Here is a 10323-nt window from a genome sequence, read left to right as displayed (position 1 = left end):
CTTGTTGCGCAACTGACCCGAGGCGCCCGCGACGATGGCCCTCGACAGCACGCCGTAGTCTCGGCGAACGCGTTCGTCTGAGGCCAGCGCCGTGTTGCTGACCAGAGCCCCGATCCGAAGGCCGCCCTCATCGGTCGCCTCGATCTGGTCGAGGTTCAGGTCCTGCACGTCGATCAGGTGCGTGGGCGTCTCGATCTCCAGTTTCATGAGATCGAGGAGGTTGGTGCCGCCGGCGATGAACTTGGCGCCCGGCGTGCTGGCGGCCTTGGCGGCGGCGTCGGGCGCGGAGGTCGCGCGCTCATAGCTGAAGGGCTTCATGCCTGGTCTCCGCCGACTTCGGCCATGGCGTCTGCGATGTTCGAATAGGCGCCGCAGCGACAGATGTTGCCGCTCATCCGCTCGCGCATCTCGTCGGGAGTGGCCCGCGGGGAGCTGGTCAGATCGCCAGTGACATGGCTGGGCACGCCAGCCTTGATCTCGTCGAGCACGGCCACCGCCGAGCAGATCTGCCCAGGCGTGCAGTAGCCGCACTGATAGCCGTCATGTTTGACGAAGGCGGCCTGCATAGGATGCAGCTGCTCGGTGGTCCCGAGCCCCTCGATGGTCGTCACCTCGTCGCCGGCATGCATGACCGCCAAGCTCAGGCAGCTGTTGATCCGCTCGCCGTTGACCATGACCGTGCAGGCGCCGCACTGGCCGTGGTCGCAGCCCTTTTTGGAGCCGGTCAGCTTGAGGTGCTCGCGCAACAGGTCGAGCAGCGTGGTGCGGGTGTCGACCTCGACCGTGCGCTGCGCGCCATTCACCGAAAGGGAGAAGCTTCCGGCATAGGCGGGATTTCCAGGGGTGGCGGCTTGGACCTGGGCTGCGGGCAACGCGGTGACAACGACGGTGGCGCCGCCAGCCACAAGCACCGTGCGCCGCGAGAGTTCGAAGTCTTTGCGGGGGTCCATCAGTCTGCCCTTCGTGATGACGCGGCGGGATGGCCTGCGCTTCGGCCGTGGCTATGGCCGGTGGGCGGGCAAGCTCGGCGCTTGCGCGCGGGCCACCCGCTGCCGCCCTTGGCGAGGGAACGCCGTCCGCCGTCGATGGTTGCCCCGCACACCTGGCCTTGGCCCCAGGGGGCTACGGGCATCTAGAGGTCGATGCGCCAGCGCAGAATCTCGGCGCCGCCATGCAACGTCCCGCCCCTTTCGCGCGCCAGCAGGTACCCGCCGTTCTTGATCACCACCCGCTGCGACGCCGGATTGTCCGCGTCGGTAGTCAGCTCCACATGATCCATGCCCCGCGCGCGGGCCTCCGGCAGCAGCCGCTTCAGTCCCGAGGTGGCGTAGCCCCGCCCCCGCCGCCAAGGCGGCACGGCGTAGCCGATATGGCCATAAGGAAACCAGTCGGGTAGCGGGCCCCCGCCGGGACCCCAGCGCAGACCAATCGCGCCGCAAAACCCGTCATCCCAGATCCAGCGCCGGATGCTGGGCAGGCGGGCGCCGAGGCTTCCGTCGAGCCGCATGACGGGCGGCCCGCCGCCGTCGGGATTGTCGAGGGATCGGACGAAGGCCGCAGGATCGGCGGCGATGCGTTCGAGTTCCTCGTCGGCCGCAGCCTTGCCGCGCACATTGTCGGCCGACCAGCCGCGCCGCAGGGCGTCGGCATAGGCGGGCAGAAGGTCCAGGCTGGGGGCTTCGAGCGTGACGGGCATGATCTCCTCAGTCGGTGCGGCCACCGAACTCAAGAAGGTTGCCATCGGGATCAGCGACGATGAAGTTCCCTTGCCCCTGACCATGCCAGGGTTCGCGCTTGAGCGGCCGGTGAATGGTCGCGCCCCGGGCCTCCAGCTCCAGAAACAATAGCCGGGCGTTGCTGACGGCGATGGCCGCCGATAGCAGCTCGCCGCCGACGCTGTGGTCCATCACCGGGCGTTTCACCTGCCGCATGCAGATCGCCGCAGCGTCGCGGACCACCACTCCAAAAAAGGGTGGGTCGCCGTAGGTCAAGGCGGCGCGAAAGCCCAGCACGTCGACATAGTAGGCCAATGAACGGCGGAAATCGGCGACGAACACATAGGGCTCAGCGGCCCTCAGCACTGGGGTTTGCGGATAGGGAACAGGCTTATCGGCGACCATTTGGCGCTCTCCGTGAGTGACCAGCGCGGCCCAACTCTCAAACCCTTCCCGCCGGGCGACAAGCCTCTGGGCGTCGGCGAGCTTGAACTCGCGAGCCATGATCTCGCCATCGGTGAGGCCGGCGCAGTCCGGCAAAGTTCCGCGGATCATCGCGGCGACCGTATGACGGCCTTCGCGATGCCAGCGTACGATCTGCTTGGCCTGCTTCTTCAGGTTCTGGATATCGGGCATGGGGGCGCTGTAGGTTGAGGTTCGTAGGCGGGCCTGGCCCCCTCGGCCGGTTGGCCGGTGCGCCCTACAGCGACGCTGCGATCAAAGCTCACGACCCAAGGTCTGTCAACGGAAACGGGCCCGGAGGTTTCCCTCCGGGCCCGCGAAAGAGACGCGAAATGCGTCGTTTGGATCCTACTTGATCTGGACCGAAGCGCCGGCTTCTTCGAGCTTCTTCTTGATCTCTTCAGCTTCCTGCTTGGAGATGTTTTCCTTGATGTTCTGGGGAGCGCCTTCCACCAGGTCCTTGGCTTCCTTCAGGCCGAGGTCCGGACGCACGCCGCGAACTTCCTTAATCACGTTGATCTTCTTGTCGCCGCCGCCGGTCAGGACGACGGTGAACTCGGTCTGCTCTTCAGCGGCTTCGGCCGGGGCGCCGGCGGCGGCGGGAGCCGCAGCGGCCACCGGAGCGGCGGCGGAAACGCCCCACTTTTCTTCCAGCATCTTGGAGAGCTCAGCGGCCTCCAGGACGGTCAGAGCCGACAGGTCTTCGACGATCTTTTCGAGGTTAGCCATGGGATTTTGATCCTTGAGAGATTGGGGATGTCGGGAAAATGACGATCAGGCGGCGTCTTTGGCGGCGTATGCGCCCATGACGCGGGCCAGCTGACCGGCCGGCGCCTGCAGGATGCCGGCGATCTTGGTCGCGGGCGCCTGGACGAGGCCGATGATCTTGCCGCGGAGCTGGTCGAGCGAGGGCAGAGTCGCAAGCGCGCTCACCCCGGTCTTGTCCAGAACCTGCGTGCCCATCAGGCCGCCCATGATCACGAGTTTCTCGTTTTCCTTGGCGAACTGGGTGGCGACCTTGGCGGCGGAGACCGGATCCGGGCCGTAGGCGATGGCGACAGGACCAGTGAAAAGGGCGTCGCCCTCCTCGCCAACCGAGCCGTTCAGAGCCTTCTGGGCCAGGGTGTTCTTCACCACCTTCAGCTGGGCGCCCTGCTCACGCAGGCGACCCCGGAGATTCGTCATTTCCGCAACGGTCAGACCCAGATTGTGGGTCACGACCACGGCGCCGGATTCGGCAAAGACGCTTTTCAGCGTCTCGATCGCTTCCTGCTTTTGAGCGCGGTCCATTGCGGTCTCCTACTCAGGTGCGACGCCTGGACTATTCCAGACGCCGTTCGACGGTCACGGGTCGGGGAAGCCCCAACCTGGAACCATCAAGCCTGTCCTTTGAGAGAAGCCGCAGCCGTCGCGCCCTTTGTCCGCCATGCGGAAATGGGCCTTGTCGGCGTCATCTTCCCGTCTCCCCGCGAGTGTGGAAGGGCTCTTCCACGCTTATGATCCAGGCGACCCCCGGATCCCGCAGTTCTTGGACAGGATCGGAAGCTCCCTTGCGGGAAGCCTCCAGTCCCCACCCCTCCTTGCGGAGCGGCGAAACCTTAGAGGGGCGGCTCATACAGCAGGGCGGACCGAAGCGCAACGCCCGGCGCGCCCGCCTTGCGCCCACGAAAAAGGGGGCCGCGTCGCCGCAGCCCCCTCGATCATCATTCAGGTCGGAGACGCTTAGGCGCCAGCCGAGCTGGTGTCGACCCGGAAGCCGGGGCCCATGGTCGAAGACAGGCTGATCTTCTTCACATAGGTGCCCTTGGCGCCCGACGGCTTGGCCTTATTCAGGGCGTCCACCAGGGCCTTGACGTTGGCCAGGATGGCGTCGTCGGAGAAGCTCGCCTTGCCGATGCCGGCGTGGATGATGCCGGTCTTCTCGGTGCGGAACTCGATGGCGCCGCCCTTGGCGTCCTTCACGGCCTGAGCCACGTTGGGCGTCACGGTGCCGACGCGAGGGTTCGGCATCAGGCCACGGGGGCCGAGCACCTTACCCAGACGGCCGACCAGGGCCATCATGTCCGGCGTGGCGATCACGCGGTCGAACTCCATGAAGCCGCCCTGGATGCGCTCCACCAGCTCTTCGGCGCCGACGATGTCGGCCCCGGCGGCGGTGGCTTCGTCAGCCTTGGCGTCCTTGGCGATGACGGCGACGCGGACGTCGCGGCCGGTGCCGGAGGGCAGGTTCACCACGCCACGGACCTGTTGGTCGGCGTGGCGGGGATCAACGCCCAGGTTGACGGAGATCTCGATGGACTCGTCAAACTTGGCCTTGGCGTTTTCCTTGACCAGCTTGATGGCGTCTTCGACGGAGTGGCTGGCCAGGCGGTCGCCGGTCCAGGCCTGGATGCGCTTTGCTTGCTTAGGCATGGGTCTCAGGCCTCCACGATCTCAAGGCCCATCGAACGGGCGGAGCCCTCGATGATGCGGGCGGCGGCCTCGACGTCGATGGCGTTGAGGTCCTTCATCTTCGACTCGGCGATCTCGCGCAGCTGGGTGCGGGTGATGCTGCCCACGGTCTCGCGGCCGGTGAGCTTGGCGCCGGACTTAATGCCGACCGCCTGCTTGATGTAGTGGGTCGCCGGCGGGGTCTTGGTGATGAAGGTGAAGGACTTGTCCTGATAGACGGTGATCACCGTCGGCAGGGGCGTGCCCTTGGGTTCCTTCTCGGTGCGGGCGTTGAACTCCTTGCAGAAGCCCATGATGTTGACGCCGCGCTGACCGAGCGCCGGCCCGATGGGCGGCGAAGGGGTGGCGGAGCCCGCAGGCACCTGCAATTTGATATAGCCCAGAATCTTCTTGGCCATCTTCTCCTCTTTGGCCGGACGTCCGGCCTGTTGAGCCGTGGTGCGGGGTTATGGCTGGCCAGCCCCCTCCCACGGATTTGAGCCGCGCGACCAAAGGCCGCCCGGCGAAGCCCGCGCTTCTATCAGCGAGGACCTCGCCGGGCAAGCCGCGTTAGGGGAAGAGAAGTCAGGCCACAAAGGACACGAAGGGACGCAAAGGGCACGAAGCTAGAGCACAAGACGGCGAATGCCCTGCTTGAACAGTTCGACGTTGAAATTCATCAGGAGGCCAAGTCGCCGGTTCGATAGGCGCAGATAGGTCAGGAGTTGCGCCTCGTGGAGGCGCGAAAGCGCCTCGACCGATTTGACTTCGACGATAACCGCATCATCGACGAAGAGGTCCAAGCGGTAGCCTAGCTCAAGGGTTAGCCCCTCGTAGACCACCGGCAACATCAACTGCCTGCGCACCTCATGGCCGCGGCGCTCAAGTTCATGAGCGAGGCACTGCTCGTAAACAGATTCAAGCAGCCCCGGGCCAAGAGCCTTGTGCACCTTGAGCCCGGCGTCGACCACCTGTCTGGCTACGGCCTCCGTTGAGGCGTCCACCCCTTTGTGTCCTTCGCGCCCCTTCGTGTCCTTTGTGACCCGACTTCAGGGAGAACGACAATAGAGCCCGATCAGCTGGTCTTTTCGACCTGGCCGTATTCGAGTTCGACAGGGGTGGCGCGGCCGAAGATGGAGACGGTGACGCGGAGACGGGCGCGTTCCTCGTCGACCTGTTCCACCGAGCCGTTGAAGCTGGCGAAGGGGCCGTCGGTGACGCGAACCTGCTCGCCGATCTCGAAGCTGATGGTCGGCTTGGGCCGCTCGACGCCTTCTTCGATGGCGCCGATGATCCGAGCCACTTCCTTTTCGGAGACCGGCAGCGGCTTGGCGCCGGAGCCGAGGAAGCCCGTGACCTTCGGGGTGTTCTTGATGAGGTGATAGGCCTCGTCGGTGAGGTTCATCTTCACCAGCACATAGCCCGGGAAGAACTTGCGCTCGGTGTTGATCTTCCGGCCGCGGCGGATCTCGACCACGTCCTCGGTGGGCACCAGCACTTCGGAGAACTGATCCTCAAGACCCTGGTTGCGGGCCTGGTCGAGGATCGCCTCTTTCACCTTCTTCTCGAAGTTCGAGTAGGCGTGGACGATGTACCACTTGTGATTGTTCGGCGCGACGGCGTCCGCGGTTTCAGCGTTCATTCTCGATTATCCCGCGTTGGCGAACTGGAGGATCAAGCCCATCAGCCAGCCGATGATGAAGTCCACCCCAAAGAAGAAGATCGCGGCCAGGACGACCATGATCCCGACCATCACCGAGGTGATCCAGGTCTCTTTCCGGGTCGTCCAGGTGATCTTGCGCGCTTCAGCGCGGACCTCACGGGCGAACTGGCCGGGGCTGGTCTTCTTTTTCGGCGCGGAGTCGGCGAGCGGCGAGCCCGAGGACATGGCCGCCGCCGTCTTGGCGGCGCGGTTCCTCATCGCTTGCGGCGTAGCGCCCGGTTTCCTGGCCATCGAGGATAGCGACTTTCTACTTGAGGGCGGCGTTCCAGGGAGGAACCCGCCCGCGCGGTTCTAACACGACAGTGTCCTGGCGACGGTGGCAGGAGTGGAGGGACTCGAACCCCCGGCCCTCGGTTTTGGAGACCGATGCTCTACCAGCTGAGCTACACTCCTACGCGCCGCAACCCTTGGCCCGCTGGGGCCGTGGGACGACTGCTCCGAACAATAGACAACGCGCCGGAAGGCGGAAAGCCCGCCGGCGCGCGGCCGATCGCCGGAGCCGGCTCGTTTAGCAGGGGTCCCCCGCACGGGCAAGGCGGATCAAAGGTCGGCGTTGCGGCGTTCTTCCGCCTCAGAGTTTTCCTGCGAGGATCGCCATGACCACATCCAATCCCGCCCCGGACCAGCCTGCCGACGACCGCAACCGGGATGATGAGCAGCGTCCCGGCTCGCCGCCGACCTCAGCCTATGTCCCCGCAGGGTCGAAACCATCGACCGAGTCGGACAAGACCCGCACCGATCCGGCCACGGGCGCGCCCAATGAAGATACGCCCGAGCCCGCCGATTCGAAGGTCGACCGCGGCGACTGAGGCATTGCGCCGCCCACCGCCTCCCCGTCTCAGGTCTTGACGCCGTCCAGTTCGAAGCTGCGGTCGAGGGTGGCGATCTTGTCCTCCACCAGCCCGGCCCGCTTGAGCGCCAGGGAGGTGGCCCACAGGGCCGCCCGGGCCGGCATGGGCGTACGGGTCATGGCCACCACCGGCACGCCTTTGCGGCGGAAGATGCCATTGGCGTAGTGGGCGCCGTTGGTCATCCGGGTGCCCCAGGTCTGATAGTCCACCGACAGGGAGACATTGAAGCCTTCCTGGTTCTCGATGCGGTGCGGGGCATGCAACGGCCAAGTCACCGCCAGGCCCGGCTCCAGGTCGAACACCTGGGCCGCGGCGTCCATTTCCCGGCGATAGGGAAGATCCTCGGTCTGCTGTTTCAGCATGATGTTCTCCATGCCCGCCTGCGGCATGTGGGCCTCGTCGGCCGGATAGATCCAGATCCGCTTGCGACCCCGCAGGTGGAACAGGCAGACGCCCGGCGCATCGGCGTGGAAGGGCACCTTGGCCTGGGGCGCCGAGAGGATCAGTTGGCCGTTCAGTTGCACCGGCTTGAAACCCGTCGCCTCGCGGGCGATTTCCCGGAATGCGCCTTGGATCACCGGGGTCAGCGCCTCATAGTGCTGTTCGATCCGGCGAAGCTGCACCCACACCCGGCCGTCCTTGATGCCCTCCAGCACCTTGTCGCCGGGCAGCCGGCCGCGCACGCCGGTGCGCATGGTGACCTGGCCCTCGTCGTCATAGTCGAACAGGTTGATGTCATAGAGTTCGGCCGGATAGCGGTCGAGCAGGGCTGCCAGGGCCTCATCCTCGAACAGGCCGGTCTGCGGCAGGCGATGACCGAAGATGATCGGCGCCTTGCGGAAGTCGCGCTTCTGCTCAGGCGTCCAGGCGGGGATGAGACGATCCGAAACGGGCTCAGCGGTCATGGTCGTTCCTTCAGTCCAGTATCAGCAGTCCAGCCGTGGCGCCGGCGAGCCACAGTCCGAGTCCAAGCCCCGCCCCCACTGCGCGATGTCGGCGGCCGATATGGCCCAGGGAGCGGCCGGCGGCCGAAATCTGTCCGTTCAGGCGCGGCTCGCAGGCCGCAATGCGGTCGAGCCGCCGATCCATGCGCTGGTAGAGGGTGCGCAGACGATCATGCAGCTGCGGCGAGCCCGCCACGGTCTGGCGCACCAGGCCCCGCAGGCCTTCGATGAAGGGATCGGCGGTGACGTCACCCTCGACCACCTGGCCGCCTTCGTCGGCGAAGGCGCGTTTATAGTCCTCGACGCCGGGCCCGAAGTCGGCGAAGGCCACCCCTTGCTCGGCCAGGACGCGCAGGGTCTCCAGCGTCATCAGGGCGCCCGGCGAATAGCGCGCGAAATCCGGATCATAGATCGGAAACCAGAGGTGATAGACCGAGCCTGACAACAGGCCGGCCTCAGCCGCCACGATCTTGTCCCCAGCCTTCAGGACCGCGATCCGCAGGCCAAAGTCGGCGTCCGGGTCGCAGGAGAGGCGACGCAACAGGTCCTGGGTCCAGTCGGCGGAGAAGATGTCGTGCTGGCCGGTGCGCCGCCACTGGGCGCGCTTCTCGGTGATGATCGTCTCAAGGAGGTCGGGATCGGCTGACAGGCTGAAGCTCAAAGGGCCAACCTGTTCGGCCAGTTGTCGTCGGCGCCGGCGTTTGTCTTTCAGGAAGCCCCCCTGCCCCGCCGCCCGCCGGCCCGCCAGATAGGCCTCATAGCCCTCGGTGAGATCCGCGATCATGGCAGGCCTGGGCGCTGCGGCGTTGACCGCCCGCGCCTGACCGCCCACCAGGCCGCCAAAGCGGAAACGCCGGGCCCGCAGATGTTCGAGAACCGCCTTCAGATCGATGTCGGCGCCGGGCTGGGCGACCAGCCCGTGATAGTCGGTCAGCGGTGCGCCCATGGGCTGGATGGCGCCGCCACGGCGCTGGAAGGGCAGGAAGGCGACAATGGCGCCGGATCGGCGAATGATCGCCACCTCGGCGCCGGGCGCCGTCTCGCCGGCGGCCAGGATGTAGCGGAAGTCGAAATAGGGGCTGGCCAGGGCCGGATCGGCGCTACGGAACTGCGCCCACAGGGCGCGGGCCTGCGGATCGAGCTCACTGGCTCGCCGCGTCTCGACGCTGATCCCGGCTCCCATTCTGGCGCCCTCTCCCCGCTTACGCACCCTCAGGTTGCTCAACCTGCAAGACACGCGCCGTTCCCGGGAGGGAACCACGCAGGGGTTGCGAAATAGCAAAGGCGGCGGTCGATCGGCGCCTCACGCCCCGGCGGCGCAGGCTGGGGTCTAGGGCTTCTGGCGCAGGCCTACGCCGTGGATCAGGCCGCTTTCATCGGCGCGGAAGACGGCGCCCGCGGCTTCGACAGCCTCCTTCACCTTCACCACGGTTTCGAATTTCGCCTGCAACATCTCATCGGACGCCTCCAGCCGTTTGACGGTGATCACCGACAGGCCCGCCGCGTCCGCCAGGCGCTGCTGGCTCCACCCCAGGAGCGCGCGGGCGGCGCGAATCTGCAGGTTGGAGATCATGATTGACGGGAGGCCCCCTAAAAGATACTTTTTGTATCATTAAAGATATCAAAGAGGTTGGACGTGGTCCAGATCGCAAGCGCTTCGCCGGTTCTGCTGGTCGCCGACATCTTCGCGACCGCCGAGTATTATCGCGACGTCCTGGGCTTCCAGTTCGACGAGATTCACGGCGATCCGCCCAGCTTCGTGATCGTCCAGCGGGACGGCGTCCGGCTCATGTTCCGGCAGCCCCGCGATGGCGCGCCGCCGCCGCCGAACGGCGCCGTGTCGCCGGCCTTTCCGATCGATGTCTTCCTCTATGTCGAAGACGTCGACGCCCTGGCCGAGGAGCTGCGAGCCCGGCGGGCCGACATCGTCCACGGACCCACCTACCGCCCCATCTGGAACGGCAAGGAACTCGAGGTGCGCGATCACGACGGCCGCGTGCTCTGCTTCGCCCAGCCAGGACCCTGACGATCGGGAGCCATCCCCCGCACGGACGACGCCGCGCAAGGAAAAGGCCGCCGGGGTTTCCCCTGGCGGCCTTGGCCTTGTTTCAGGTTTTGAGGCCTGAAGACTATTCGACGATCTTGGCCACGACGCCGGCGCCGACCGTGCGGCCGCCTTCGCGAATGGCGAAGCGCAG

General features: G+C 66.1%; 17 protein-coding genes and 1 tRNA gene. 2 read left to right on the top strand and 16 right to left on the bottom strand.

All coding sequences use genetic code 11. The annotated features are described in order from the left end of the window. The 12 genes from V7702_RS15175 to V7702_RS15120 form a co-directional block, all read right to left on the bottom strand. Positions 1 to 318, bottom strand: a 318-nt coding sequence (locus V7702_RS15175) for an FAD binding domain-containing protein (RefSeq protein WP_335650923.1), incomplete at its 3' end; no start/stop codon positions are given. After that, positions 315 to 950: an aldehyde dehydrogenase iron-sulfur subunit PaoA gene (gene paoA / locus V7702_RS15170; RefSeq protein WP_335650922.1), complete on the bottom strand. Its 636-nt coding sequence runs from the start codon at positions 948 to 950 to the stop codon at positions 315 to 317. The genes paoA and V7702_RS15175, both read right to left, overlap by 4 nt. Before the next feature lie 182 nt (positions 951 to 1132). Then, complete coding sequence (locus V7702_RS15165; RefSeq protein WP_335650921.1) at positions 1133 to 1696, bottom strand: GNAT family N-acetyltransferase; 564 nt, start codon at positions 1694 to 1696, stop codon at positions 1133 to 1135. Between the two features lie 7 nt (positions 1697 to 1703). Then, entirely contained in the window at positions 1704 to 2351 is a 648-nt protein-coding gene (locus V7702_RS15160) for a VOC family protein (RefSeq protein WP_335650920.1), read from the bottom strand. Between the two features lie 174 nt (positions 2352 to 2525). Next, a complete protein-coding gene (gene rplL, locus V7702_RS15155; RefSeq protein ID WP_293317149.1) occupies positions 2526 to 2906 on the bottom strand; it encodes a 50S ribosomal protein L7/L12 in 381 nt (126 codons plus the stop codon). 45 nt (positions 2907 to 2951) lie between these two features. Continuing rightward, complete coding sequence (gene rplJ / locus V7702_RS15150; protein WP_293317151.1) at positions 2952 to 3467, bottom strand: 50S ribosomal protein L10; 516 nt, start codon at positions 3465 to 3467, stop codon at positions 2952 to 2954. A 432-nt stretch (positions 3468 to 3899) separates the two neighbouring features. Then, positions 3900 to 4589 (bottom strand): 50S ribosomal protein L1, encoded by a 690-nt coding sequence (rplA, locus tag V7702_RS15145; RefSeq protein ID WP_335650919.1) that lies wholly within the window; start codon positions 4587 to 4589, stop codon positions 3900 to 3902. Positions 4590 to 4594: 5 nt separating this feature from the next. Beyond that, complete coding sequence (rplK, locus tag V7702_RS15140) at positions 4595 to 5026, bottom strand: 50S ribosomal protein L11 (RefSeq protein ID WP_335650918.1); 432 nt, start codon at positions 5024 to 5026, stop codon at positions 4595 to 4597. 207 nt (positions 5027 to 5233) lie between these two features. Beyond that, positions 5234 to 5611 (bottom strand): GxxExxY protein, encoded by a 378-nt coding sequence (locus V7702_RS15135; RefSeq protein ID WP_335650917.1) that lies wholly within the window; start codon positions 5609 to 5611, stop codon positions 5234 to 5236. A 71-nt stretch (positions 5612 to 5682) separates the two neighbouring features. Continuing rightward, complete coding sequence (nusG, locus tag V7702_RS15130; protein WP_305287128.1) at positions 5683 to 6249, bottom strand: transcription termination/antitermination protein NusG; 567 nt, start codon at positions 6247 to 6249, stop codon at positions 5683 to 5685. A gap of 6 nt (positions 6250 to 6255) precedes the next feature. Continuing rightward, positions 6256 to 6561 carry a preprotein translocase subunit SecE gene (gene secE / locus V7702_RS15125; protein WP_335650916.1) on the bottom strand — a complete coding sequence of 102 codons (306 nt, stop codon included), beginning with the start codon at positions 6559 to 6561 and terminating at the stop codon, positions 6256 to 6258. 86 nt (positions 6562 to 6647) lie between these two features. Then, positions 6648 to 6723: transfer RNA gene (locus V7702_RS15120), tRNA-Trp, on the bottom strand. Positions 6724 to 6926: 203 nt separating this feature from the next. Between V7702_RS15120 and V7702_RS15115 the strand changes: the two genes are divergently transcribed. Continuing rightward, positions 6927 to 7139 (top strand): hypothetical protein, encoded by a 213-nt coding sequence (locus V7702_RS15115; RefSeq protein ID WP_335650915.1) that lies wholly within the window; start codon positions 6927 to 6929, stop codon positions 7137 to 7139. Between the two features lie 29 nt (positions 7140 to 7168). Here V7702_RS15115 and V7702_RS15110 read toward each other — a convergent pair whose 3' ends face one another. The 3 genes from V7702_RS15110 to V7702_RS15100 all read right to left on the bottom strand — a co-directional run bounded on the left by V7702_RS15110 (position 7169) and on the right by V7702_RS15100 (position 9698). Further along, entirely contained in the window at positions 7169 to 8086 is a 918-nt protein-coding gene (locus V7702_RS15110; protein ID WP_335650914.1) for a transcriptional regulator, read from the bottom strand. 10 nt (positions 8087 to 8096) lie between these two features. Beyond that, positions 8097 to 9308: a GNAT family N-acetyltransferase gene (locus V7702_RS15105; RefSeq protein WP_335650913.1), complete on the bottom strand. Its 1212-nt coding sequence runs from the start codon at positions 9306 to 9308 to the stop codon at positions 8097 to 8099. A gap of 147 nt (positions 9309 to 9455) precedes the next feature. Beyond that, positions 9456 to 9698, bottom strand: coding sequence for a helix-turn-helix domain-containing protein (locus tag V7702_RS15100; RefSeq protein WP_335650912.1), 243 nt, complete (start codon positions 9696 to 9698; stop codon positions 9456 to 9458). A gap of 63 nt (positions 9699 to 9761) precedes the next feature. Between V7702_RS15100 and V7702_RS15095 the strand changes: the two genes are divergently transcribed. After that, entirely contained in the window at positions 9762 to 10151 is a 390-nt protein-coding gene (locus V7702_RS15095; RefSeq protein WP_335650911.1) for a VOC family protein, read from the top strand. A 103-nt stretch (positions 10152 to 10254) separates the two neighbouring features. Here the strand turns inward: V7702_RS15095 and V7702_RS15090 are convergent. Further along, positions 10255 to 10323 (bottom strand): hypothetical protein (locus V7702_RS15090; RefSeq protein ID WP_313520581.1); only part of this gene is annotated, 69 nt, incomplete at its 5' end.

The organism is Phenylobacterium sp. (assembly GCF_036963605.1).
GTDB lineage: Bacteria > Pseudomonadota > Alphaproteobacteria > Caulobacterales > Caulobacteraceae > Phenylobacterium.
The sequence above is the reverse complement of the archived record's forward strand: the minus strand, read 5'-3'. Positions and strand labels throughout refer to the sequence as shown.

Coding starts and splice junctions, on each gene's coding strand:
- rplK (WP_335650918.1), bottom strand. CDS start 5,026: ATGGCCAAGAAGATTCTGGGCTATATCAAATTGCAGGTGCCTGCGGGC.
- V7702_RS15165 (WP_335650921.1), bottom strand. CDS start 1,696: ATGCCCGTCACGCTCGAAGCCCCCAGCCTGGACCTTCTGCCCGCCTAT.
- rplL (WP_293317149.1), bottom strand. CDS start 2,906: ATGGCTAACCTCGAAAAGATCGTCGAAGACCTGTCGGCTCTGACCGTC.
- V7702_RS15110 (WP_335650914.1), bottom strand. CDS start 8,086: ATGACCGCTGAGCCCGTTTCGGATCGTCTCATCCCCGCCTGGACGCCT.
- secE (WP_335650916.1), bottom strand. CDS start 6,561: ATGGCCAGGAAACCGGGCGCTACGCCGCAAGCGATGAGGAACCGCGCC.
- rplJ (WP_293317151.1), bottom strand. CDS start 3,467: ATGGACCGCGCTCAAAAGCAGGAAGCGATCGAGACGCTGAAAAGCGTC.
- rplA (WP_335650919.1), bottom strand. CDS start 4,589: ATGCCTAAGCAAGCAAAGCGCATCCAGGCCTGGACCGGCGACCGCCTG.
- V7702_RS15160 (WP_335650920.1), bottom strand. CDS start 2,351: ATGCCCGATATCCAGAACCTGAAGAAGCAGGCCAAGCAGATCGTACGC.
- V7702_RS15100 (WP_335650912.1), bottom strand. CDS start 9,698: ATGATCTCCAACCTGCAGATTCGCGCCGCCCGCGCGCTCCTGGGGTGG.
- nusG (WP_305287128.1), bottom strand. CDS start 6,249: ATGAACGCTGAAACCGCGGACGCCGTCGCGCCGAACAATCACAAGTGG.
- paoA (WP_335650922.1), bottom strand. CDS start 950: ATGGACCCCCGCAAAGACTTCGAACTCTCGCGGCGCACGGTGCTTGTG.
- V7702_RS15115 (WP_335650915.1), top strand. CDS start 6,927: ATGACCACATCCAATCCCGCCCCGGACCAGCCTGCCGACGACCGCAAC.
- V7702_RS15105 (WP_335650913.1), bottom strand. CDS start 9,308: ATGGGAGCCGGGATCAGCGTCGAGACGCGGCGAGCCAGTGAGCTCGAT.